This window comes from Mannheimia varigena (assembly GCF_013377235.1).
In the GTDB taxonomy this organism is placed as follows: Bacteria; Pseudomonadota; Gammaproteobacteria; order Enterobacterales; family Pasteurellaceae; genus Mannheimia; species Mannheimia varigena.
This window is the reverse complement of record NZ_CP016226.1, coordinates 557408-581568: the sequence shown is the minus strand read 5'-3', so window position 1 is coordinate 581568 and position 24161 is coordinate 557408. Positions and strand designations below refer to the sequence as shown.

Sequence of the window (24161 nt, the reverse complement as noted above, 5' to 3'; positions counted from 1 at the left end):
AATTATGAAACCCATTTTCCTCGAAATTCGCCATTTACGAACACTGATTGCCTTAAAAGAGAGCGGTAGTGTGTCACTGGCGGCGAAACGTGTACATTTAACCCAATCCGCCCTTTCCCATCAAATTAAACTGCTTGAAGATCAATACGATCTCACCTTGTTTGAACGTAAAAGCTCTCCTATTCGCTTTACTCAAGCAGGGGAACGTTTAATTCGTCTTGCTTACAATATTTTGCCACAAGTGATCGAAGCGGAGCTTGATTTGGCTCGGGTAAAACAAGGTGAGGTGGGCGAAGTACGTGTAGCGGTGGAGTGCCATACTTGTTTCGACTGGTTAATGCCTGCAATGGATACCTTTCGCCAGCATTGGCCATTAGTGGAGTTGGATATTGTGTCGGGCTTCCATACGGATACAGTAGGCTTATTATTAAGTCATAGGGCAGATTTGGCGATTGTGTCGGAAGTTGAGGATAATTCAAGCATTATTTGTAAGCCTCTCTTTTCTTATGAAATGGTGGGAATTTGTTCGAAAGATCACCCACTTTCAGCAAAAGAAGTGTGGGAAGCAGAAGATTTCAAAGATGAAACCCTCATTACATATCCTGTGCCAGATGATATGCTTGACTTACTGCGTAAAGTGCTAAACCCTGCGGGGATTAAAGTAACTCGCCGTAATAGTGAATTAACAATTGCTATTATTCAGCTTGTAGCAAGCCGTCGAGGGGTGGCAGCTTTGCCTTATTGGGCAGTTAAACCTTATTTGGACAGAGGCTATGTAGTTGCACGCAAAATTACGCAACAAGGTTTATATAGCAATCTCTATGGAGCAGTTCGTGAAACAGACTCCACTCTTGCCTACTTAGATGATTTTCACAATACCGTTAAAGATCAAAGTTTTGCCACTTTACCTGGTTTACTGGTATTGGAGTAATATAGTCTAATATTTAGAATTATATAAAAAATAAAAACACAGCAAAATGCTGTGTTCTATAAAATTCAGTAATTCGCTTTTCTATTTTTTTCGTTTGAATAAGAAAGAAATAACGGTAAGAACCAAAAAGACGAAAAATAGGATTTTTGCAATTTCAGTTGCACTTCCAGCTATGCCGCCAAAACCAAAGAATGCTGCCACGATGGCGATGATAAAAAATACTACAGCATAATGTAACATAGTAATCTCCTTATGTATGTTTTTGATTAATGCACTTTGAATGTAACACAGCTAAATAACCGTTGCAAGCGGTAGTATTTAATTAAAATTTTTAAATTAATCCTGATTAATTCGGCTAGAAACAGCACTTTGTTGATTTTTATATTTTGCATCTTTACGAGCATTGTATGGTTTTTCAGCATTTCCACTTAATATTTCAAAACTTAATGCACCAATTGCCATATTAGGGCGCAAGGCAAGAGGCAATTTCCCTGCATTGAAAAATTCTAAGACAATTTTCCCTTCCCAACCTGGGTCAATTCGATGAGCAGTAACGTGAACCATCAAACCAAGCCTTGCGAGTGAGGAGCGCCCATCTAACCAGCCGACAATATTGGAAGGTAAGCTGACTGATTCAAGCGTAGTAGCAAGAGCAAGATCGCCAGGATGTAGGAAAAAGGCTTCGTTATCGCTAATAATAATTTCATCACTCATCACTTTATTTAGTTGAGCTGCAACTTCCTCACGTGGGCCACTCAAATCAATGTAAGGCGTTTTATGCTCACGGAAAACACGAAATGAATTACCTAAACGCACATCTGCGGTTGCTCCAGAAATTTTGTCATTAGAAGGACGAGGGGTAATGCTTATGATACCTTCATCTAAGTAACGTTTAATATCGGTGTCGCATAAACGCATATTTCGCTCCTATTTGAGTAACTGTTTGATTTGGGCTTTGAGAATATCAATAGCAATACGGTTTTTTCCGCCTTTTGGTACGATAATGTCCGCATATTGTTTTGATGGTTCAATAAATTGTAAAAACATTGGGCGGACCGTTTTACGATATTGAGTAATAACGGATTCCATTGAGCGCCCACGTTCAACCATATCGCGTTGTAAACGGCGGATAAAACAGATATCTAATGGGGCATCAACAAAAATAGACACATTCAGCTCATTACGAATATTTTCATCAGTCAAAAGTAAAATACCTTCTAAAATAATGATTTTTTTCGGCTCGAAGTGTTTAGTTGTGGTTTTACGATTGTGCTCGGTGTAATCGTATTCTGGAATTTCAATCGCTTTACCTTGTTTTAGTTGACGTAGGTGATTAACGAGTAAATGGTGATCCATTGAATTAGGGTGATCGTAGTTGGTTTTGATGCGTTCTTCCATTGTTAAATGGGATTGATCTCGATAATAAGCATCTTCAGAAATAATGCCGATATTATCCGTTCCTAATTCATTTTTCAGCTCTTTATAAATAGTTGAGGCAATCAGACTTTTTCCTGATGCAGAAGCCCCAGCAATAGCAATAACAACACAAGATGGTTGTTGGATAGTATCGTTCATAAAATTTTCCTATTCAGCTTAAATGTATTACGTGAATTATACCGAATTTTTGCAAAATTTTCTGTATAATCGACCGCCTGTAATTGATTTCGAGGAAAAAATGAGTACTTTTATTCAAGGATTTATTGTTTGTTTTGGATTGATTGTCTCTATCGGGGCACAAAATGCCTTTTTACTCAAGCAGGGGATTTTAAAACAACACGTTTTTTGGATTGCTCTTGTTTGCTTTTTAGGCGATGTATTTTTAATGACTATTGGTGTATTAGGGCTAGGTACTCTTATTTCGGAATTACCTATTCTCAGCTTAATTATTTCGCTCTTAGGGGCTATTTTTTTATTCACTTATGGCAGCCGATCATTTATTAGCATATTTAAAAGCGGAGATTATCTTGTTGCAGGTGGGGAAAATGCTAAAAGCCTAAAAAAAGCTTTAATGGTTACCTTTGCGATTACATTCTTAAATCCTCACGTCTATATTGATACCATTGTGATTGTAGGAAGTATTGGTGGAAAATTGGACTTTGACGGTAAAATGCTGTTTTTAGCTGGTGCGTTGGTCTGCTCATTCCTCTGGTTCTTTGGTGTAGGCTATGGAGCTGGTTTACTTTCCCCTTATTTTGCGAAACGCAGAACTTGGCAAATTTTAGATGCAATTACAGGCTTGATTATGTATTTTATTGCTTTTAGTTTGCTGATTTATGCTTACCGATTGATACAGCAAATTTTCTAACAGCCAAAATTTTTCATTGCTGAATAGGGCTATTTTTTGATATATTAACAGCAATGTTCGCACTATTGAATGTGCGTGATTTAACTCATTTTTTATTTTGACGGATTTTTTTATGTTTAAAAAATTTTTAGGATTATTTTCAAACGATCTTTCAATCGATCTCGGAACAGCGAACACATTAGTATATGTTAAAGGTCAAGGTATTGTATTAGATGAACCTTCAGTGGTTGCTGTTCGTCAAGATAGAATGGGATCGTTAAAAAGTATTGCTGCGGTAGGTTCTCACGCTAAATTGATGTTAGGCCGCACACCTAAAAGCATAATGGCTATTCGTCCTATGAAAGATGGAGTAATCGCTGATTTTTTTGTAACTGAAAAAATGTTACAACATTTTATTAAACAAGTACATAGTAACAACTTTATGCGCCCAAGCCCACGTGTGTTAGTTTGTGTACCTGCAGGTGCAACGCAAGTAGAACGTCGTGCAATTAAAGAATCAGCTATTGGTGCCGGTGCTCGAGAAGTTTACTTAATTGAAGAACCGATGGCGGCTGCAATTGGTGCAGGTTTACCTGTTCACGAAGCTATGGGTTCAATGGTGATTGATATTGGTGGTGGTACAACAGAAGTTGCGGTGCTTTCTTTAAATGGTATTGTTTATTCAACTTCCGTTCGTATCGGTGGTGACAAATTAGATGAAGCTATTATTGCTTATGTTCGCCGTCATTTCGGTTCTGCAATCGGTGAAGCAACTGCTGAGAGAATTAAGCAAGAGATTGCTACAGCTAAGATAGAATCTGAAGATGACGTTAAAACAATAGAAGTTCATGGTCATAACTTATCAGAAGGTGCACCGCGTACTTTTGAATTAAATTCAAGACATGTATTGGAAGCTATTGAACAACCTCTAAATGGTATTGTTGAAGCTGTTAAATCAGTACTAGAGCAATGTCCTCCAGAATTAGCGGCTGATATTTTTGAACGAGGTATGGTTCTCACTGGTGGTGGGGCATTATTACATAACTTAGATCGTCTACTGTCTGATTCAACCGGTGTTCAAGTGGTCGTTGCAGAAGATCCATTAACTTGTGTAGCACGTGGTGGCGGTAAAGCATTAGAAATGATAGATATGCATGGTGGTGATGTGTTTAGCATTGATGAGTAATCATTTCTTTAAAAAAGATATTGATGTGAGAGTTGGCAATGGATTTGAGTCTATTGTCAATTTTCATTATATGTTCCCAATAAATTTCATATTGTATATCTCTGATGAAACCAATTTTTGCTAAGTCCCCTTCTCTAGGAATGCGTTTGATTATTGCTGTTATACTTTCAATTTTATTGATTGTGTCTGATGGCCGTAGTTCATTGATGATCCAAGTGCGTAATATGTTAGAAACAGCGGTAAGCGGGCTATATTATTTCGCAAATACACCTCGATCTATATTGGATGGAGTAAGTGGTAATTTTATTGATAATAATAAATTACAGCTTGAAAATAATTTATTGAAAGAACAACTTAGAGAAAAAAGTGCAGATCTTTTGTTACTTGATCAGTTAAAAGTAGAAAATCAGCGCTTACGTTTGTTACTCAGTTCTCCTCTTCGCCAAGATGAATACAAGAAAATTGCAGAAGTATTAGCAGCTGAAATGGATGCCTATCGCCAGCAAGTTGTGATTAATCAAGGAAGAATGGACGGAGCCTTTGTAGGGCAGCCTATTATTGATGAACGGGGCGTGGTAGGGCAAGTTATTTCAGTAGGTGAAAAATCTAGCCGAATTTTACTTCTTACAGATGTTACTCATGCTATCCCTGTACAGGTATTACGAAATGATGTTCGTGGTATTGTTAATGGAACAGGAGTTAATAATGAATTAGTTGTTGATAATCTTCCTCGTTCCGTTGATGTTGTAAAGGGAGATGTTTTGGTTACGTCTGGTTTAGGAGGACGTTTCCCAGAAGGTTATCCTGTTGCTATTGTTGAAACTGTAGAAAATGATACAAAAAGTCAGTTTGCTAGGATTGTTGCACGACCACTAGCTTCATTTGACCGTTTACGTTATCTACTATTACTTTGGCCCACAGCGGAAGAGAAAAATTACAGTCAAAGTCTATCGCCTGAACAAGTGCGTGAAATTGTAGAAGAAAGACGAAATAGCGTAAATCCGTTTGACCGATTGAAACAAATGTCGAATAAGAAAGCAGAAGTTCAATTAGAGACTAAAGAAGAGCAGATTGATACAGAAGAAATAAATGAAAACCCTGCTTCACAACCTGATGTGGAAGTGGAAGAGCATCATATAGAACAAGGAGCGGAATAATGAGGACAAACCTAATTTTTCAAATTCTGGTTATTCTTGCGATTTTTGTGATTGCTTTTGTGTTAGAAATTATGCCTTGGCCTGTTGGATTTCAAGGCTTACGCCCAACGTGGGTTGTATTGGTGCTGATCTACTGGGCATTAGCACTGCCTGATAAAATCAGCGTCGGTACAGCTTTTTTAGCAGGTATTGTGTGGGATCTGATCTTAGGTTCGATTTTAGGTATTCACGCATTAATATTGTCTATTGCCATTTATTTTGTGGCTAAGTACCACCTTATTTTACGTAATTTATCACTTTGGCTGCAAAGTTTATTGGTAATGGCATATATTGTACTGATCCGTTTCGCTATTTTTGTGGTTGAATTTATTTTGCATAGTGCTGAATTTAACTCACAAGAAATATTAGGGGCAGTCATTAGTGGTGTACTCTGGCCTTGGATTTTCCTACTGATGCGTCATATTCGTCGCCAACTTCGCTTACGCTAAGGGGGAGAAATGAGTAGCTTGCCTTTTGATTTTGCAGAAGATTTTCGACCGCTTGCAGCAAGAATGCGCCCTCAACATTTAAATGAATATGTGGGGCAATCTCACCTGATTGGAGAAGGCAAACCGTTACGCAGAGCAATTGAAGCCGGGCATAGTCATTCTATGGTTTTCTGGGGGCCCCCAGGAACAGGGAAAACGACATTAGCTGAAATCATTGCTCATCATTTTGATGCTGAAGTGGAACGTATTTCAGCGGTAACCAGCGGTGTAAAAGAGATTAGAGAAGCAATTGAGAGAGCAAAATTAAATCGACAAGCAGGCAGACGAACATTACTCTTTGTTGATGAAGTTCATCGTTTTAATAAAAGTCAGCAGGATGCGTTTCTACCTCATATTGAAGACGGTACAATTATTTTTATTGGTGCAACAACGGAAAACCCTTCGTTTGAGCTCAATAATGCGTTACTTTCACGAGCCAGAATTTATATCTTAAAGCCACTACAAGCGGTCGAAATTTTGAAAATTTTGCAAATGGCGGTGGCAGATGTAGAGCGTGGGCTAGGCAATGAAAAATTACTGCTTGAAGATGATGTACTGACATTACTTGCCGATTATGTAAATGGTGATGCTCGTTTTGCCTTAAATTGCCTAGAGTTAATGGTAGATATGGCAGAAAGTACTTCTCAAGGTAAACTGTTAAACAAAGCATTACTTACCGAAGTATTGGGCGAGCGACAAGCCCGCTTTGATAAAGGGGGAGATCGTTATTACGATCTGATTTCTGCTCTCCATAAATCCATTCGAGGTTCATCACCAGATGGGGCATTATATTGGTATGCTCGCATTTTAACTGCGGGTGGCGATCCGCTTTATGTAGCAAGACGGTTACTGGCAATTGCTTCAGAAGATATTGGTAATGCAGACCCCAGAGCAATGCAAATTGCCATAGCAGCGTGGGATTGTTTCACCAGAGTTGGAGCTTATGAAGGAGAAAGAGCTATCGCCCAAGCGATTATTTATCTTGCGGTTGCTCCTAAAAGTAATGCGGTTTATCAAGCCTTCAATGAAGCTAAACGCTTAGCGAAAGAAGCGAAAGATTATGATGTACCGGAACATTTACGCAATGCTCCGACTAATTTAATGAAATCATTAGGTTACGGTGAAGAATATCGTTATGCTCATAATGAACCGAATGCTTATGCCGCAGGGGAAAATTATTTTCCGCCTGAACTTCAAGATACGCAATTCTATTTTCCTTCAGAACGAGGAATGGAAAAGCAGATTAGAGAAAAAATGGCTTGGCTGAAAACACAAGATGAATTAAGCGAGATCAGGCGGTATAAATAATCCATAAATTTGCAAAATGTGATGAAAAAGCGACCGCTTGTTGTTATTTGGAAGAGATATGTTTGATATTTTATTGCCTGCGTGGCTTGCAGGTGTTTGTTTAGCTTTTATTACGGCACCGCTTGGTGCCTTTGTTGTTTGGCGTAAAATGGCATATTTTGGAGATACACTTTCTCATTCGGCATTACTAGGTGTAGCTCTGGGTATTTTTCTGCAAATTGATCCTTACATTGCTGTCATTGTAATGACAATTATCTTAGCAATTTTATTAGTCTGGCTTGAGCAGAAAACCAATTATTCAGTTGATACTGTTTTAGGCATTATCGCCCATACCAGCCTTTCTCTCGGTGTGATTACCATTAGTTTGCTGGATAACGTGAGAGTGGACTTAATGTCCTACTTGTTTGGCGATTTACTGGCAATTAATTTTTCTGATGTGATTTTTATCGGGGCAGGAGCAATTCTGATCTTATCTGTACTGATGATTTTCTGGAAACGTTTATTATCCATCACAATTAGTCCGGAACTTGCTCAAATTGAAGGTTTAAATGTTGCTCGCTTGCGTTTATTGCTGATGATTTTAACTGCGTTAACCATCGCGTTAAGTATGAAATTTGTGGGGGCATTAATTATTACCTCACTGCTAATTATTCCGTCTGCAACAGCAAGGCGTTTTGCTAAAACACCTGAGAAAATGGTCTTTATTGCTATTTTATTTAGCATTATTGCAGTAACAGGGGGATTGTTGTTATCGGGTTGGAAGGATACTCCGGCAGGTCCATCGGTGGTAATTTGTGCCGGAATGCTCTTTTTAATTTCACTATTTAAGAAAGAATACAATTAAATGGCATAAAAAAGATATAAATTATAAAAATAAAGCATAAGATTTTTGCGGAGATAGCATTGAAATTTTCTATCAATCTGCTTAAATATCATCATTAGTTTTATAGTAACTCATTGAGAATTAAAGAATTAAATTATGTGTCAATTACTTGGAATGAATTGTAATACGCCGACGGATATTACCTTTTCTTTTGATGGCTTTCGGCGGCGAGGGGGATTAACTGATCATCACACTGATGGATTCGGTATCGCATTTTTTGAAGGAAAAGGGGTGAGGGTTTTTCGTGATAATCGACCGGGAGCTTCATCGCCAATGGCGGAGTCTATTAGTCAATATCAAATCAAGTCGCTGAATGTGATTGCTCATATCCGAAAAGCCACACGCGGCGATGTAAATTTAGAAAACACACACCCTTTTATTCGTGAATTATGGGGCGAGAATTGGGTTTTTGCCCATAATGGTACAGTAGAAGGCGTTGGTGTTTGTGAAGAATGCCACTACCAACCGATTGGTACAACAGACTCCGAAGCAGCATTTTGCCGAATTGTGTCGGAATTAAAAGAGATGTATCCGGCAAAACCAAGTGAAAAAGAGATTTTTGATGCGGTAGTTAAAGTAACAGAAAGAATTGCGGAACACGGCGTATTTAATTTTATTTTATCAAACGGGCATTTTATGATTGCTCGGTGCACAACCAATCTTCATTATGTATGTCGTAAAGCCCCTTTTGGTAAAGCATTGCGTGATGATGATGTTTCAATTGATTTCAGCCAATATACCCAAATTACTGATAAGGTAACAGTCATCACAACTCAGCCGCTGACAAAAAATGAAAATTGGATAAAAATGAAAAATGGTGGTTACGTTTTTTTTAAAGATGGCGATGTACTTTATGAAATTGAAGGTATGCTGCCAGAAGCTAAACCTCACGTTTGATCTCTAAAAAAACCTAGCATCTGCTAGGTTTTTTCTTAGTTTTCACGCTTAACAATAAAATCAGCCAACTCTTTTAATGCAGTAGTATCAAAAGGCAGTTGTTCAAGAGAGGAGAGAGCGGTTTGGTAAAGTGTTTCAGCTTTTTGCTTTGCTCCATCTAATCCTAGTAATTTAGGGTAAGTGCTTTTATTTAAATTTTCATCAGACCCCACCGTTTTACCAATTTTATCGGTTTCGCCAATCACATCTAAAATATCATCTTGCACTTGAAAAGCTAAGCCTATCGCTTTTGCATAATTTACAAGCGGTTGTTTTATCGCTAAATTTTGCGAATGTTCAGAAAGATTAAAACCCATCATTACAGAGGAAAGAATTAATGCCCCCGTTTTGTTACGATGAATTAACTCTAATTCTTCTAAATTGACCGATTTATTTTCCGCAATCAAATCTAAACTTTGCCCTAAGCACATTCCTTTTGCACCTGAGGCGGTTGATAATTCTCTGATTTGAGCAACTTTCTCTTTGTCAGAAAGTTTAGGGTCGGTTGCGATCAATTCAAAAGCAAAACTTTGTAATGCATCACCTGCTAAAATAGCAGTGGCTTCATCAAAGGCAATATGACAAGTTGGCTTGCCTCGACGTAATTTATCATCGTCCATTGCAGGTAAATCATCGTGAACCAATGAATAAGCGTGGATAGATTCCATTGCCGCTGCACTATTATCTAATTTTTCAAGCGGCACGCCAAGCATTCTACCTGTGGCATAAATTAGAAACGGGCGAACACGCTTTCCGCCTAATAACACCGTGTATTCCATCGCTTTAATGAGTGGAGAGTGGAAGGCTTTGTATTGGCTTAACTTTGAAGCTAAAAAATCATTAATTCGTTTTTGTTGAGTGGTAAGATCGCTTGCTAAAGAATAGCTCATTTTATTCTTCTCTTATTATTCTTTTGTATAATCGCTCAGTTCGGCAGACTCATTTTTATTGAGTAGAATTTGAATTCGTTGTTCCGCTTTTTGTAAGCGTTCTTGCCCTTGTTGTACTAATTTGATTGCCGCTTCAAACTCATTAAGAGCATCTTCAAGCGGTAAATCGCCTGCTTCTAAATGGGTAACAATTGCTTCTAATTCTTTGAGAGTCGTTTCAAAATCTTGAGTTGGTTTTTTTGCCATTTTTGTATTACCTGTAACGATGAAAGACGCTCAAGTTTACCGCTCTACAAAGGGATTTGCAAATTCCTTTTACTTTTTGACCGCTTGTAGTATTGTACCCTAGTTTTCTAAAAGAGGATTTTCTATGCAAGTAACAGAACTGAATATTTACCCGATAAAATCAACCCAACCAACCCAAGTTTCACAAGCCTTTGTTGAACCTAAGGGATTAAACTTTGACCGTGAATTTATGATTACCGAATCAGACGGTAAATTTATTACTGCTCGCAAAGATTTAGAGCTATACCGCCTAACCGCTTTCCCGATTTCAACAGGGCTTGTGATTAGCCATACAAGCGGTCAAAAATGTGTTGCACTTTACCAAGATTTCGTTGAGGAGCAATCAAGTGAAGTATGGGGAACGCATTTTTATTCTAAAGTGGCAGACAAGCGTGTTAATCAATGGCTAAGCGAAATTTTAGGAAGAGAAGTGCAGCTGCGTTGGTTGGGTAGTCAAAGCCAACGTAAGGTTGAAAACTTTGCAGATAATCCATTGAGTTTTGCAGATAGTAATCCTGTTACGCTGATGTCATTAAAATCCCTTGAACAAGTACAACAATGGTCGCCTATTTCTATTGAAATGGCACGCTTTCGTCCAAATATTGTGATTGATGGCAATGTCGCTTTTGAAGAAGAACAGTGGGAACAAATTCATATTGGTGAGGTCTTATTTCGCAAATCAGCCCTTTGTACTCGATGTGTGCTGATTACTCGCAATTTATCTACGTTAGAATTAGACCCTCAAGCAGAGCCTTTCCGAACGTTGAAGCAAAAACATACAAATAATAAGGGAAAACCTGTTTTTGGTATCCATCTTGTGCCACAAAATAGTGGAATAATAAGAGTAGGCGATACTATCACTATTTAATTATAACAATTTTAAATTTTTAAAAGGAGATTCAAATGTACCAACGCAGTCAATCAAGAACTGTGCTATTCCCGATCCTGCTATTTATTGGGATAAATCTATTTATTCTAACATTATCCCGTCTAGCGTTAGGTATTTGGCAAGCTGACCGAATATCAGCTGTTGATGGCTGGATACCATTAATATTACAAGGCATCCGTATTGATATATCCTCATTATGCTGGCTGTTTGGTTTACCTGCATTATTGAGCGTATTTTTCTTTCATAAAAATACACTCGGTTCAATTTGGCGGATTATTTTAAAAATTTGGTTAACAGTAGCTAGTGTGTTTATTCTGTTTATGGAAGTTGCTACACCAAATTTTATTGAAACCTTTGATCTCCGCCCTAATCGTCTTTTCATTGAGTATTTAGCTCACCCAAAAGAAGTATTCACAATGTTGATTAATGGTCATTTATGGGCTGTTATTTGCGGTGTTGCTGTATCCATTATCTCATTAATAATTTATTGGAAACTATCAGGCTGGGCAACAAAAAATTTACGTTTGCCGAGCTGGAAAATACGTCCATTATTGGCTCTATTGGTGGCTGTTGTTGTGTTTATTGGTGGACGTTCTAGTTTTGCTCATCGAGGTATAAACCCGGCAATGGTCGCATTTTCAAGTGATCCTCTTGTAAATTCACTGGTGTTAAACTCAGGCTATTCTGTACTTTATGCAGTACAACAATTGAAAGATGAAGATAAATCTTCGGAGCAATATGGCAAAATGTCTGTTGAAGAAATGTTAAGTATTGTTAAACAGGCTCGAAATCGTCCAAGTTCTGATTATATACTAGATGAAATTCCAACCTTGACTGAAAATAAAGCCACTTATCAAGGTAAACCTAAAAATATTGTAATTGTTTTAGAGGAAAGCTTAGGGGCTCAATTTGTTGGCTCATTAGGCGGTAAAAATCTGACGCCAAATTTAGACAAGCTTTCAGAACAAGGGTGGTATTTTACCAATCTCTACGCTACAGGTACTCGCTCGGTGAGGGGTATTGAGGCAGTAACAACCGGTTTTACCCCAACGCCTGCAAGAGCAGTGGTCAAACTGACGAAAAGCCAAAATAACTTTTTCAGTATTGCGGAATTATTAAAGCGTCAAGGTTACCATACTTCTTTTATTTATGGTGGGGAAAAGCATTTTGATAATATGGCTAGTTTCTTCTATGGCAATGGTTTCCAACAAATTATTGACGAAAAAGATTATCAGAACCCTAAATTTACGGCGACTTGGGGCGTGAGTGATGAAGATCTTTTTGGTAAGGCGAATGAAACTTTTACTCAACTCTATAAAGAAGGAAAGCCATTTTTCAGTTTGGTATTTAGTTCAAGTAATCACGACCCTTTTGAATTTCCGGACGGTAAAATTGAATTGTACGAGCAACCAAAACAAACTCGTAACAATGCGGCAAAATACGCCGACTATGCGATCGGGCATTTTTTTGAGTTAGCGAAAAAATCTGATTATTGGAAAGATACAGTGTTCTTAGTGATTGCCGATCACGATTCACGAGCCGTTGGTGAGCATTTAGTGCCGATTCAACATTTCCACATACCGGCGTTATTATTGGGTGAAAATATTGAACCAAGATTGGATAATCGTTTAGTTAGCCAGTTAGATATGCCAACAACATTGCTTTCTGTCGCAGGTGTGAGCGGGCAATATCCAATGATTGGCTATGATTTAACGCAAGATGTTGATCCAAATCGAGCCTTTATGCAATATGATGCAACACAAGCGATGATGAAAGGCAATGATGTAGTTGTAATGCGACCAAACTTACCGATTGAAGGCTTTGTGTATGATAAAACAACTTTTAAGCTAACGCCTAAAGAGCAACCAGACGTTTTTAAGAAAGAAGCATTGGCTCACGCATTACTTGGCAGCTATTTATATAAAAATCAGTTATATAAATTACTACCCGAAAGTAAAGAGTAAAGAAAACTAAAAGAGAGGGGATTGCAATATTTTTATCAAAAATGACCGCTTGTCCTCTCTCTAAATTTGTTAGGTTATTTTAAAAATAATGCTGCTGCGCCACGTGTACCGCCTGAGTCGCCGTGAATAGCTTTTTTAATGACCGGTACTTTAGCTGAACGCATTAAATGTTTCGGTAGGGCTTTTGGTAAAGCTTCATAAATATAGTCGAAGTTAGATAAACCACCGCCAAATACAATCATATCAGGGTCTAAAACGGTAATGAGATTACCAATGCTGATTGCCATTAACTCAATATATTTTTCGACAAATTCCACCACTTTTTGATCATTATTATAGAAGCGCTCAATGATCTCTTTGGCAGCGATTTTCTCGCCCACTAAATCATTAAAAAGTAGCTCAAAACCACGACCGGAAATATAAGTATCTAAGCAAGCCTGATTACCACAGCCACATTCATAAATAGGGGCTTTATCCCAACCCAATAATTTTAATGCGTGATAATTTAACTGCATATGCCCAACTTCGCCAGCCATACCAATTCTGCCTGAGTGAACTTTTCCATCAAACACAATGCCACCACCAAAGCCTGTGCCAATAATTAAGCCAAGCACGGTGGAGAAAGATTGATTGCTTTCATCCCATGCTTCAGAAAGGGAAAAACAATTTGCATCGTTTTCAGCACGCACTTCACGCCCTAAGCGTTCGCTTAAATCTTTAATAATAGTTTTGCCATCTGCAACACGGATATTGGTAATTTCCGCAATCCCTGTTTCCCGGTTTACAAAACCAGGTAAGCCTAAGCCAACTGAGCCTTTTTCTCCAAATTTGGCATCGGCATTTTTCACCAAATTTTCAACGGTATTCAACCAGTCGTCATAGTTAGTTTGTGGTGTTGGTACACGTTCGCTGTGCAGTTTTTCTAATTTTTCATTGAAAGCGGCAAGCTCAATTTTTGTGCCACCGACATCTAAACCGTAATAAGTTGCCATAATTATGCTCTCTTATGAAATAAATTAAATGGATTTTTCTTTTCCAGCCAAGGCACAAACCATACGAAAAGTGCCAAGTTAGTTGCAAATGCAAGTAAGCTACTAATAAATAAATCAATCGGATAGTGCATACCTAATCTTAAACGACTAATTAACATTAATGCAGCCCAAACAACTGCAAAAATATGAGCAAAAACGACCGCTTGTCCTCTCATATTACGGCAGAAGCCAACTACTAAAAGCAACCAAGAAACCGCAAAGATTGTATGACCGGACGGGAAAGAGTAACCAACTTCTTTTGCCTGATGAACTGTTACAAAATTTTGTAGTGTGCCGATTTTTTCAGTAACCGCTAAGCCTCTTTGCTCACGAGTTAATTTATAGAAATCAACAGATTTATCTTCAAAAAGTGCAGAAACAAAGGGTCTAGGTTCTTGGAAAGTGGATTTCATTGCGGTTTTGATAACTTGGGTTGCTACCATTGAAGCAACACAAACTGTAATAACAAAAAACAACGAATAACGCTTTCTTACAACCCAAGCTAATAATAAGGTAAAAATCACGCAAGTAGCGATGGCATAAGGTACAGAACCTGTTTCAGTGATTAAAAATAAAAAGTAGTCAAAACCATATTCAGGGTATTGAATAGCCAAAGACCATTGCCAGTTTGCCAGCCAAGTAACAATAGGGATCAACAGCATCGCCAGCGTATAAAGAGAGAATTTTTTAAACATAGATATTCCGTTAAAAAACCGCTTGAAAATACAAGCGGTTATATTTTGAAAAATTTTACAAATTTAGATAGCTTTAGTCGCTTTCGGTAGAGTGATTTTTTTCTCTTCACTTTGGCGGTAAATCACTAAAATATGTCCGATGGTTTGTACTTCAGCAGCCTTAGTTTCACGCAAAATCGCATCAATGATTAGTTGCTTCGTTTCACGATCTGCACCTGCCACTTTCACTTTAATCAGCTCGTGGTGGTCTAACGCATTGTCGATTTCAGCTAAAACACCTTCGGTTAAGCCATTACCGCCTAGCATTACAACAGGGCTTAAGTGATGTGCTAAGCTTTTTAAATATTGCTTTTGTTTGGTTGTTAATTTAATTGACATTCTTTTATCCATTCATTTGTTTGTAAAATAAAATTTGGCGTAGAAAATAGCACAAAACCACTCATTTTTAAAGTAAAATGAATGAATTATAGCAATAACAAAAAAGGACAGATTATGCCAACATTAAGTGTTGCAATGATTGTAAAAAACGAAGCCCAAGATTTAGCAGCCTGTTTAGAAACAGTGAAAGGCTGGGTTGATGAAATTATAATTTTAGATAGTGGCAGTACAGATGAAACACCACAAATTGCCGCAGAGTATCACGCCAAATTTTACACCAATACTGATTGGCAAGGTTTTGGCAAACAACGCCAACTTGCTCAACAATATGTAACAAGCGATTATGTACTTTGGCTTGATGCAGATGAGCGAGTAACCGAAGAACTGAAACACTCAATTTTACAAGCGGTCAAAAAAGACGAAAAAAATGCCGTTTATAAAATTAGCCGCCTAAGCGAAGTATTTGGCAAGCAAATTCGCCATTCAGGCTGGTATCCGGATTATGTGGTGAGGTTATATAGAACAGATTTTGCAAAGTATGGTGATGAATTAGTTCACGAAAAAGTCCATTATCCAAAAGAAGCAATCGTCAAGAAGCTACAAGGCGATTTATTGCATTTTACCTACAAAGATATTCATCATTATTTAGTAAAATCTGCAAGTTATGCTAAAGCGTGGGCAATTCAGCGAGCGAACGTAGGAAAAGCCGCTTCATTGTTTGATGGCGTAACACACGCTATTGGCTGTTTTGTAAAAATGTATTTCTTAAAAGCCGGTTTTTTAGATGGAAAACAGGGCTTTTTATTAGCCGTACTTTCCGCACATTCTACCTTTGTAAAATATGCAGATTTATGGAATCGCACAAGAAAATAAGTTGATTTGTTTAATAAATTCTCCTCTTTAGCGAAGAATAAAGAGGGGGATTTATAAATTATGCCCAGATTTTCCTGATAAACGGAACAATAGTTTCTAATGAATTAGGAATTGATATTAAGGTTAAATTCATCTGCGATGCTTTGTCAAAAGGCGGACAGAATGCAAGATGTTTATCCGCATCATTAATCGGTTTCCAACGGCGAGGAATTGCAGAAAGACGGCTTGGGTAAAACCCAATCGTTGGAATATTCAATGCTCCGCTAATATGTAATGGCCCTGTTGAGCCGGCGATAAACAAATTAGCACAGGCAAGCGAGCGTGAAAAATCTTGCAGCCCTTCGTTTTTGTCATACACTACTACATTTTTATGATTTACTTTTTCAGCTAAGGCATTTGCTTTTTCGCTCTCGCCTTTTCCTGCCGTCAAAATCACATAACAGTCAAATTCCGCTAAAATACCTTGAATTAAATCAGCATATTGTTCAATAGATAAATTATTGGCAGAACCACCTGTGGAGCTATGTACGAACAGCCACTTTTTATCGGGAGTAATATTCAGCTGCTCACATAATTTTGCTTTTTGTGTTTGGACAGTTTTCTCATCAAACGCTAAGTAAGGTGTGCTAGGCTCTACAATTTTAACGTGATGTTTGACTAAAAACGCACGGGCTAAATCTAAATTATATTCTGATTCAGCTTTCGCTGATTGAGAACGGCGTTGAGTTAGGCGATGGTTATATAAAAATTGGAATAACTTGGTTGCAGGGGCTAGGCGATGTTTAATGCCGCTTTGCCAAGCCAGCTTTGCATTATACCAATCGGATACAAAACAGATTACCGCATCAAATTGTTCATTTTTAACCACTTGTAAAATACGATTAAACTCATTTTTATCTTTCTTGTTTGGCGTATCAATAATGACCTTATCAATAGAAGGGCAAAGTTCTGCAAGAGGGGCAGTATAGTTTGGCACAAGTGCAGTTATTTCCACTTCGGGCAATGATTGCTTCAACATTGCAAAAGCAGGAAAACACACCATAAAATCGCCGATTTTGTCATTTCGAATTACAAGTAGTTTTTTCATTTATATTTCTCTAGTTCAAACAGTTGAATAAATTATACCTCTATTTTATAGGTAATTTTTGAATGAATGGAGTTTTCCAAATTATTGTTTAATCAACGGATACGGATTTATCGCACCGCTTGGTGTATAAATGCCATAATGTAAGTGAGGTGGCGTGCCTTTGGCATTGCCGCTATCGCCTACTGTGCCGATGATTTCGCCTTGTTCAATCCATTGATGGCGTGAAATATTGCCATAATCTTCTAAATGGGCGTAATAATGCACGGTTCTGCCTGTCATTACCGAAACCACCTTACCGCCCAATCTATTTGTACCAATTCGTACTACCAGTCCGCTCGTGGTACTACGAATTGGCGTTCCTCTCGGGGAAAAAATATCTACGCCTTCGTGCTTCCGCCCACCGCTTCTAGGGCTGTGCCAACTGTCAATAAAACGTTGTCCTGCAACAGGGTTTGGCAAACTTTGTTCGGTTGGAATGCCTTGCTTTAATGTAGGTATCCATCGTAAATAATCATAGAGATAAGGAATTTTGAAGTGCTCAATACTGATAAAAGCCATAAACAGCACGATAATTCCTATTAGGCATTTTTTAAACATATCTTTCTCTTAAAAAATTAATATAACAAGCGGTCGTTCTTTGTGAAAAATGTGCAAATCGTATGCACAAATTTTAGATGAAATTTTACCGCTTTTCAGCTAGAATATTTTTCTTGAACACATACGCAAGCGTTTGTGTTTAATTATTTTTTACTTTCAAAATTTATAGGAATTCGTATGTCAGCAACAATTTTAGAAGCTTTACCTTTAGGCCAGAAAGTCGGTATTGCCTTTTCAGGTGGTTTAGATACTTCAGCAGCACTTTTATGGATGCGTAAAAAAGGGGCAGTACCTTATGCCTATACCGCAAATTTAGGTCAGCCGGATGAAGATGATTATAATGCAATTCCGAAAAAAGCAATGGAGTATGGTGCGGAGAATGCTCGCTTAATTGACTGCCGAAAGCAATTAGCCCACGAAGGGATTGCAGCAATTCAATGCGGTGCGTTCCATATTTCAACAGGCGGTATTCCTTATTTCAACACCACGCCACTAGGTCGTGCGGTAACAGGTACAATGCTTGTCGCTGCTATGAAAGAAGATGATGTAAATATCTGGGGCGATGGTTCAACCTTTAAAGGTAACGATATTGAGCGTTTCTACCGTTACGGTTTATTAACTAACCCAAAATTAAAAATTTATAAACCGTGGTTAGATCAACTTTTTATTGATGAACTTGGCGGTCGTTTAGAAATGTCAAAATTCTTAATCGAAAACGGTTTCGACTACAAAATGTCAGTGGAAAAAGCCTACTCAACTGACTCAAATATGTTAGGTGCAACACACGAAGCGAAAGATTTGGAAGAATTAAGCACCGGAATGAAGATCGTAAAACCGATTATGGGCGTAGCGTTCTGGGACGAATCTGTGGAAATCAAACCTGAAACTGTTTCTGTTACCTTTGAAGAAGGTGTGCCAGTTGCATTAAATGGCAAACGTCTTGATGATGCGGTTGAGTTAATTATGGAAGCGAACCGCATTGGTGGTCGCCACGGTTTAGGTATGTCAGACCAAATCGAAAACCGTATTATCGAAGCGAAATCTCGCGGTATTTACGAAGCGCCGGGAATGGCGTTATTACACATCGCTTATGAGCGTTTAGTGACGGGTATTCACAACGAAGATACCATCGAACAATATCGCATCAACGGTTTACGTTTGGGTCGTTTATTGTATCAAGGTCGTTGGTTCGATCCGCAAGCCTTAATGTTGCGTGAAACGGCTCAACGTTGGGTGGCGAAAGCGATTACCGGTACCGTAACGCTTGAGTTACGCCGTGGTAACGATTTCACGATTTTAAATACCGAATCGCCAAACTTAACCTATGAAGCAGAACGTTTAAGTATGGAAAAAGTGGAAGATGCACCGTTCACACCGGCGGATCGTATCGGTCAATTAACAATGCGTAACTTAGACATTGTGGATACTCGTGGCAAATTAGCAGTTTACACGGATGCAGGCTTATTATCAGCGAACAACAGTGTGATTCCGCAACTTGACAAGAAATAATAAGTTGATCCAAATTCTGATAACTTTTAGAATTTAGCCAAAAGCTGCCCCAAAGTTAATGCTTTGGGGCTTTTGTTTTCACGATGTAGTTATTCAAATGAAATTAGTTGAAATTTTTACAGACGGTTCTTGTTTGGGTAATCCTGGAAAAGGGGGGATCGGCATATTATTGCGTTACAACGGTCATGAAAAAACCGTGAGCCGAGGTTATCTCCAAACTACGAATAACCGAATGGAATTGCGGGCGGTGATCGAGGCCTTATCAATGCTGAAAGAACCGTGCAAGGTGCAGCTTAACAGCGACAGTCAATATATGAAAAATGGCATTCAAAAATGGATTTTTAACTGGAAGAAAAACGACTGGAAAACCAGCGATAAAAAGCCTGTTAAAAATAAAGATTTATGGATTGCGTTAGATAAAGAAATTCAACGCCATCAAATTGAATGGGCGTGGGTAAAAGGGCATTCCGGGCATCGTGAAAATGAAATTTGCGATGAATTAGCGAAAAACGGAGCAAATAATCCGACTTTAGATGACGTTGGCTATGGTGTAGAATAAGTACTTTTTACAAGCGGTAAGATTTTTTGCAAATTTTTCGTAAAATATAACCGCTTGTTAATTTGTGTAGATGAGCAATTTTTAACAAAATAGGGCTACGCAAACGTTTTCTTTTTTTGTAAAATAGGAGAGCTTTAAGCTTTTAAGGGTTTTTATGGTTGATTTAATTGTTATCGGGATCATTGCGTTTTCTGTACTGGTAAGTTTATGGCGAGGGTTTACTAATGAGGCGTTATCTCTCCTTGGTTGGGTAATTGCTTTTTTTGTGGCAAGTTCATTTTATCCTTATCTAAGTGGTTATTTCACACAGATAAATTCAGTTTACCTACAAAATTCAGAGTTTTTACGCAATGGTTTAGCAGCAGCCATTTTATTCATTTTAACCTTAATTGTATGTGGTGTAATTAACAGTTTATTAGGCAAGGTGATTGATCTAAGTGGCTTGTCTATTACTGACCGCATTTTAGGTGGTGCTTTTGGAGCGTTACGAGGCATTTTAATTGTTTCAGCAATTTTATTTTTCTTAGATACTTTCACACAAGCAAGTCAAACGGAATTATGGAAATCATCATTATTAATTCCACATTTTGACTTTATTGTGAAATGGTTCTTTGAACAGTTACAAACAAATTCTACTTTTCTAAACTCGACTAAATAAAGAGGTTTTTCTATATGTGCGGCATTGTCGGTATTATTGGGAAGTCGCCTGTCAATCAGGCGATTTATGATGGCTTAACATTATTACAACACCGAGGACAAGATGCCGCAGGTATCGTCACAATCGATGACGAAAACCGCTTCCGCTTACGCAAAGCAAACGGTTTAGTGAGTGATGTGTTCCAGCAAGAACATATGCTACGCTTACAAGGCAATGTAGGAATCGGGCACGTTCGTTATCCAACAGCGGGGAGCTCAAGTGTATCAGAGGCTCAACCTTTTTATGTAAATTCACCATTTGGGATTACGCTTGTACATAATGGTAATTTAACAAATAATTCAGAGCTGAAAGAGCGCTTGTTTAACGAGGCTCGTCGTCACGTTAATACCAATTCAGATTCTGAATCTCTTCTTAATATTTTTGCTTATTTTCTCGATCTTTATTCCACTCAACATTTAAGCCCAGAGAATATTTTTGAAACTGTACGCAAAACGAATGATAGCATTCGTGGAGCTTATGCCTGCATAGCTATGATTATCGGTCACGGTATGGTGGCATTTCGTGATCCGTTTGGTATTCGTCCGTTAGTTTTAGGCAAACGTGAAGTTGAAGGTAAAACAGAATATATGTTTGCCTCAGAAAGTGTTGCATTAGATGTGGTAGGTTTTGAGTTTGTACGGGATGTATTGCCAGGAGAAGCTATCTATATCACCTTTGAGGGTGAATTACATTCCCAAATTTGTGCAGATAATTCGAAACTAAACCCTTGTATTTTTGAATACGTTTACTTTGCTCGCCCGGATTCAGTGATTGATGGTGTTTCTGTTTATGCAGCTCGTGTGCATATGGGAGAGCTATTAGGCGAGAAGATCAAACGTGAATGGGGACGTATTGTTGATGATATTGATGTTGTTATCCCTATTCCAGAAACCTCAAATGATATCGCTGTGCGTATTGCTAATGTGCTTTACAAACCATATCGTCAAGGTTTTGTGAAAAACCGCTATGTGGCTCGTACCTTTATTATGCCAGGGCAAGCACAGCGTAAAAGCTCGGTTCGCCGTAAGCTGAATGCGATTGCCTCAGAATTTAAAGGCAAAAGTGTACTATTAGTTGATGATTCTATTGTGCGAGGCACAACTTCTGAACAGATTGTCGAAATGGCAAGAGCTGCTGGTGCAAAACGTGTTTATTTTGCATCAGCTGCACCGGAAATTCGTTATCCAAATGTTTATGGTATTGATATGCCGACCTGTGAAGAATTGGTTGCTTATGACCGCTCTGTAGAAGAAGTCGCGGATATGATTGGTGTAGATAAACTAATTTTCCAAGATTTGGATGCTCTTTATAAATCAATTCAAATAGAAAACCCAACCATTCATAACTTTGATGATTCTGTCTTTACAGGTGAATATATCACAGGCGATATTGATAAATGTTATTTAGATGCCATTGCGAAATCCCGGAATGATAAAGCTAAGGCAAAAGCAGCAAAGCAAGCTACAAACTTGGAAATTCATAACGAAAGCTAAAAAAGAAAACTCGCAGCCAAAACTGCGAGTTTTTTGTTACTGTTTTTTCTTTTGCTGTTCTGCTAAGGCATTTTGCATACGTTGATACATTTCTTGATAAGTAGGTTTAAACGCATCGCATTTCTCTTGATCTACATTTGCGTTTTGATGATTAAGCTTATGATGTTGCTGATGAAAATATTCTATTGAAGCTTTATCATTTTGCATCGCAAGAAAATCTTCTCGCCCTAATAAGTCATTTAGCACTCTTTGCTCAAAATATTGTATCGTTAAATGTTCAGCTACATTCCAATTATCATAAATTTTTTGATAATCAGGTTTTGCTAGATCAGGGTAAATGCATTGCTCAATATTATTTAGCTGGCGAATTAAAATTTTTACGTCCAGTTCGGAAATTTTATATTTCGGCTCATTGTAAGCGGTCGAATTTTCCAAATTATTTGCAAATGCAAAAGATGAACTAAATAAGAGAACTATTAATGCTTTTTTTAACATATTGCTTACTTAATTAGTTTAGTACCCAAACACGTCCATAATGCTTCATTAAGCCTGCAACGTGTCCTGCTTTATCGCCAATACCTTGGTATAAATCAAAGTGATGGCCTTTCACCGCACCACCCACGTCAAGAGCAACCATCAAACGCATTTCGTGTTTGCCTGTCCAGTTTCCGTTATTATCAATCAGTGGCATTTCAACCAATAACACACTACCGGAAGGCACAATGCTGCGATCTGATGCTACAGAAGCCAATGGTACTAACGGCACACCTGCTGAGCCTTTCACTTTACCATAAGGATCGTTTTGGAAAAATACATAAGACGGATTGCGTTCTAACAATCCTTGAACACGACTAGGGTTACGTTCTCCCCATTCACGAATAGCTTGAACGGACATTTTCTCTTTCGGAATTTCACCATCTTCTACTAACAAACGTCCAACGCTTGCATATTTGAAGCCATTTTGTCCAGCGTAAGCGAAATAATTTAAACGACCCTCGCCAAAATCAACATAACCACTACCTTGAACCCCTAGTAGGAAGTTATCAAGCATTGAATTACTATAAGCTAATTCTAAGCCTTGACCTTGCAATGCTCCTGCATAAATTTCAGCTCGAGAAAAACGCTTATTCGATGGCATTGCATAAATTGGGTGCTGATATTGCCCTTGTGGAGTGCGACGAGCTTTAATTACAGGCGAGTAATAACCTGTCATTAATACATTTTGATAACCATCTTCGCCACGCATTAAACGTGTACTAATACCATATTTCGCCAGATCATTAATATTTGCCCCCGATGAAATCCAACGGCTCACTTTACCATAAGCTAACGAATGGATATTGGCTAAGCTGCTATAAGTGCGAACATTAGAAAGCTGTTGTAAAAAATCGTTCTGATTAACAGGGGAGGAATTTAAAATTAAGCGACCGCTTTGAAAATGCGTACCATAAGGCATAAACTGACGACCGCTGTATTTTGCCCCAAATTTTGCTTTATCGGCATTATAGGAAGTTGAACTTGGAGTGGAGGAGCAACCCACTAAAATGCTGGCAACTAAAGCTACAGTTGTTGCAGCGATTGACTTTTTATATGCTTTCCAATTCATCGAAAATCCTTTCATCGTTAATAAAATGTGAAAAATGAAGCATAGCAAAAATGCTATTAAAATAAAACAAGAATATAACTTGTTTGTTTTTAAAGCAATAAGCGGATTTTTATGCTATTTCTGTTTTAAATTGAATCACTTAGAGCGATTTTTTATAATTTCGCTTGTCATTATGCCAAATTGATATATTATGTACTCACCAGACGCGGGGTGGAGCAGCTTGGTAGCTCGTCGGGCTCATAACCCGAAGGTCGTCGGTTCAAATCCGGCCCCCGCAACCAAATTTCAAACCCTCGATTTTATCGAGGGTTTTTCTTTATCTGCCATTTATAACCGCAATTTGCAAAAAATTCAGAAAAAATGACCGCTTGTTTCTGACAAATACTTTCTCTCTTT

Annotated in this window: 27 protein-coding genes and 1 tRNA gene; 16 read left to right on the top strand and 12 right to left on the bottom strand. The window is 38.1% G+C overall.

Annotation, left to right across the window (positions count from 1 at the left end):
• Positions 1 to 4 precede the first annotated feature (4 nt).
• A complete protein-coding gene (locus tag A6B40_RS02560) occupies positions 5 to 931 on the top strand; it encodes a LysR family transcriptional regulator (RefSeq protein ID WP_176671461.1) in 927 nt (308 codons plus the stop codon).
• Between the two features lie 81 nt (positions 932 to 1012).
• Here the strand turns inward: A6B40_RS02560 and A6B40_RS02555 are convergent, their stop codons facing one another.
• The 3 genes from A6B40_RS02555 to udk all read right to left on the bottom strand — a co-directional run bounded on the left by A6B40_RS02555 (position 1013) and on the right by udk (position 2506).
• Positions 1013 to 1171: a DUF1328 domain-containing protein gene (locus A6B40_RS02555; RefSeq protein ID WP_025217564.1), complete on the bottom strand. Its 159-nt coding sequence runs from the start codon at positions 1169 to 1171 to the stop codon at positions 1013 to 1015.
• 96 nt (positions 1172 to 1267) lie between these two features.
• On the bottom strand, positions 1268 to 1849 hold the full coding sequence (dcd, locus tag A6B40_RS02550) for a dCTP deaminase (RefSeq protein WP_025247879.1): 582 nt from the start codon (positions 1847 to 1849) through the stop codon (positions 1268 to 1270).
• 9 nt (positions 1850 to 1858) lie between these two features.
• Positions 1859 to 2506: a uridine kinase gene (gene udk, locus A6B40_RS02545; RefSeq protein ID WP_025217562.1), complete on the bottom strand. Its 648-nt coding sequence runs from the start codon at positions 2504 to 2506 to the stop codon at positions 1859 to 1861.
• 100 nt (positions 2507 to 2606) lie between these two features.
• Here udk and A6B40_RS02540 point away from each other — a divergent pair, with 100 nt between their 5' ends.
• The 7 genes from A6B40_RS02540 (at position 2607) to A6B40_RS02510 (ending at position 9173) form a co-directional block, all read left to right on the top strand.
• Positions 2607 to 3236 (top strand): LysE/ArgO family amino acid transporter, encoded by a 630-nt coding sequence (locus A6B40_RS02540; protein WP_138317075.1) that lies wholly within the window; start codon positions 2607 to 2609, stop codon positions 3234 to 3236.
• Positions 3237 to 3348: 112 nt separating this feature from the next.
• Positions 3349 to 4401, top strand: coding sequence for a rod shape-determining protein (locus A6B40_RS02535; protein ID WP_025217560.1), 1053 nt, complete (start codon positions 3349 to 3351; stop codon positions 4399 to 4401).
• Between the two features lie 104 nt (positions 4402 to 4505).
• Positions 4506 to 5558 carry a rod shape-determining protein MreC gene (gene mreC, locus A6B40_RS02530; protein ID WP_025217559.1) on the top strand — a complete coding sequence of 351 codons (1053 nt, stop codon included), beginning with the start codon at positions 4506 to 4508 and terminating at the stop codon, positions 5556 to 5558.
• The gene (gene mreD, locus A6B40_RS02525; RefSeq protein WP_176671460.1) at positions 5558 to 6046 is read left to right on the top strand and encodes a rod shape-determining protein MreD; all 489 of its coding nucleotides are present in this window, start codon (positions 5558 to 5560) and stop codon (positions 6044 to 6046) included. The genes mreC and mreD overlap by 1 nt, the downstream gene beginning before the upstream one ends.
• A 9-nt stretch (positions 6047 to 6055) precedes the next feature.
• Positions 6056 to 7393: a replication-associated recombination protein A gene (locus A6B40_RS02520; protein WP_176671459.1), complete on the top strand. Its 1338-nt coding sequence runs from the start codon at positions 6056 to 6058 to the stop codon at positions 7391 to 7393.
• Positions 7394 to 7451: 58 nt separating this feature from the next.
• Positions 7452 to 8237 carry a zinc ABC transporter permease subunit ZnuB gene (gene znuB / locus A6B40_RS02515; protein WP_176671458.1) on the top strand — a complete coding sequence of 262 codons (786 nt, stop codon included), beginning with the start codon at positions 7452 to 7454 and terminating at the stop codon, positions 8235 to 8237.
• A gap of 135 nt (positions 8238 to 8372) precedes the next feature.
• Positions 8373 to 9173, top strand: a complete 801-nt coding sequence (locus A6B40_RS02510) for a class II glutamine amidotransferase (RefSeq protein ID WP_025217555.1) — start codon at positions 8373 to 8375, stop codon at positions 9171 to 9173.
• A 35-nt stretch (positions 9174 to 9208) separates the two neighbouring features.
• Here A6B40_RS02510 and ispA read toward each other — a convergent pair whose 3' ends face one another.
• Together ispA and xseB are read right to left on the bottom strand one after the other, a co-directional pair.
• Positions 9209 to 10102 carry a (2E,6E)-farnesyl diphosphate synthase gene (gene ispA, locus A6B40_RS02505; protein WP_176671457.1) on the bottom strand — a complete coding sequence of 298 codons (894 nt, stop codon included), beginning with the start codon at positions 10100 to 10102 and terminating at the stop codon, positions 9209 to 9211.
• A gap of 15 nt (positions 10103 to 10117) precedes the next feature.
• Positions 10118 to 10348 (bottom strand): exodeoxyribonuclease VII small subunit, encoded by a 231-nt coding sequence (gene xseB, locus A6B40_RS02500; RefSeq protein ID WP_025217553.1) that lies wholly within the window; start codon positions 10346 to 10348, stop codon positions 10118 to 10120.
• A gap of 124 nt (positions 10349 to 10472) precedes the next feature.
• Here xseB and A6B40_RS02495 point away from each other — a divergent pair, with 124 nt between their 5' ends.
• The gene (locus A6B40_RS02495) at positions 10473 to 11255 is read left to right on the top strand and encodes an MOSC domain-containing protein (protein WP_176671456.1); all 783 of its coding nucleotides are present in this window, start codon (positions 10473 to 10475) and stop codon (positions 11253 to 11255) included.
• A gap of 35 nt (positions 11256 to 11290) precedes the next feature.
• Positions 11291 to 13240 (top strand): LTA synthase family protein, encoded by a 1950-nt coding sequence (locus tag A6B40_RS02490; RefSeq protein WP_176671455.1) that lies wholly within the window; start codon positions 11291 to 11293, stop codon positions 13238 to 13240.
• 74 nt (positions 13241 to 13314) lie between these two features.
• On the opposite strand, the gene nagK is transcribed toward A6B40_RS02490, so the two are convergent.
• The 3 genes from nagK to yhbY form a co-directional block, all read right to left on the bottom strand.
• Complete coding sequence (gene nagK, locus A6B40_RS02485; protein ID WP_025217551.1) at positions 13315 to 14232, bottom strand: N-acetylglucosamine kinase; 918 nt, start codon at positions 14230 to 14232, stop codon at positions 13315 to 13317.
• Between the two features lie 2 nt (positions 14233 to 14234).
• Complete coding sequence (locus A6B40_RS02480; protein ID WP_112111107.1) at positions 14235 to 14966, bottom strand: phosphatase PAP2 family protein; 732 nt, start codon at positions 14964 to 14966, stop codon at positions 14235 to 14237.
• 63 nt (positions 14967 to 15029) lie between these two features.
• The gene (gene yhbY / locus A6B40_RS02475; protein WP_081732162.1) at positions 15030 to 15344 is read right to left on the bottom strand and encodes a ribosome assembly RNA-binding protein YhbY; all 315 of its coding nucleotides are present in this window, start codon (positions 15342 to 15344) and stop codon (positions 15030 to 15032) included.
• Between the two features lie 114 nt (positions 15345 to 15458).
• Between yhbY and A6B40_RS02470 the strand changes: the two genes are divergently transcribed.
• A complete protein-coding gene (locus A6B40_RS02470; RefSeq protein WP_112111106.1) occupies positions 15459 to 16217 on the top strand; it encodes a glycosyltransferase family 2 protein in 759 nt (252 codons plus the stop codon).
• 58 nt (positions 16218 to 16275) lie between these two features.
• Here the strand turns inward: A6B40_RS02470 and A6B40_RS02465 are convergent, their stop codons facing one another.
• Together A6B40_RS02465 and A6B40_RS02460 are read right to left on the bottom strand one after the other, a co-directional pair.
• A complete protein-coding gene (locus tag A6B40_RS02465) occupies positions 16276 to 17304 on the bottom strand; it encodes a glycosyltransferase family 9 protein (protein ID WP_176671454.1) in 1029 nt (342 codons plus the stop codon).
• Between the two features lie 81 nt (positions 17305 to 17385).
• Positions 17386 to 17901 (bottom strand): M23 family metallopeptidase, encoded by a 516-nt coding sequence (locus tag A6B40_RS02460; protein WP_197016874.1) that lies wholly within the window; start codon positions 17899 to 17901, stop codon positions 17386 to 17388.
• Between the two features lie 177 nt (positions 17902 to 18078).
• Here A6B40_RS02460 and argG point away from each other — a divergent pair, with 177 nt between their 5' ends.
• The 4 genes from argG to purF all read left to right on the top strand — a co-directional run bounded on the left by argG (position 18079) and on the right by purF (position 22159).
• The gene (gene argG / locus A6B40_RS02455) at positions 18079 to 19410 is read left to right on the top strand and encodes an argininosuccinate synthase (protein WP_176671453.1); all 1332 of its coding nucleotides are present in this window, start codon (positions 18079 to 18081) and stop codon (positions 19408 to 19410) included.
• A 97-nt stretch (positions 19411 to 19507) separates the two neighbouring features.
• On the top strand, positions 19508 to 19969 hold the full coding sequence (gene rnhA, locus A6B40_RS02450; RefSeq protein ID WP_025217544.1) for a ribonuclease HI: 462 nt from the start codon (positions 19508 to 19510) through the stop codon (positions 19967 to 19969).
• 154 nt (positions 19970 to 20123) lie between these two features.
• Positions 20124 to 20627 (top strand): CvpA family protein, encoded by a 504-nt coding sequence (locus tag A6B40_RS02445; protein WP_025217543.1) that lies wholly within the window; start codon positions 20124 to 20126, stop codon positions 20625 to 20627.
• A gap of 14 nt (positions 20628 to 20641) precedes the next feature.
• Complete coding sequence (gene purF, locus A6B40_RS02440) at positions 20642 to 22159, top strand: amidophosphoribosyltransferase (protein ID WP_176671452.1); 1518 nt, start codon at positions 20642 to 20644, stop codon at positions 22157 to 22159.
• 36 nt (positions 22160 to 22195) lie between these two features.
• Here purF and A6B40_RS02435 read toward each other — a convergent pair whose 3' ends face one another.
• Together A6B40_RS02435 and mltA are read right to left on the bottom strand one after the other, a co-directional pair.
• Entirely contained in the window at positions 22196 to 22654 is a 459-nt protein-coding gene (locus A6B40_RS02435; protein ID WP_112111104.1) for a DUF5358 family protein, read from the bottom strand.
• A gap of 13 nt (positions 22655 to 22667) precedes the next feature.
• Positions 22668 to 23765 carry a murein transglycosylase A gene (gene mltA, locus A6B40_RS02430; protein ID WP_176671451.1) on the bottom strand — a complete coding sequence of 366 codons (1098 nt, stop codon included), beginning with the start codon at positions 23763 to 23765 and terminating at the stop codon, positions 22668 to 22670.
• Positions 23766 to 23969: 204 nt separating this feature from the next.
• On the opposite strand from mltA, the gene A6B40_RS02425 reads away from it, so the two are divergent.
• Positions 23970 to 24046, top strand: a tRNA-Met gene (locus A6B40_RS02425).
• Positions 24047 to 24161: the final 115 nt, after the last annotated feature.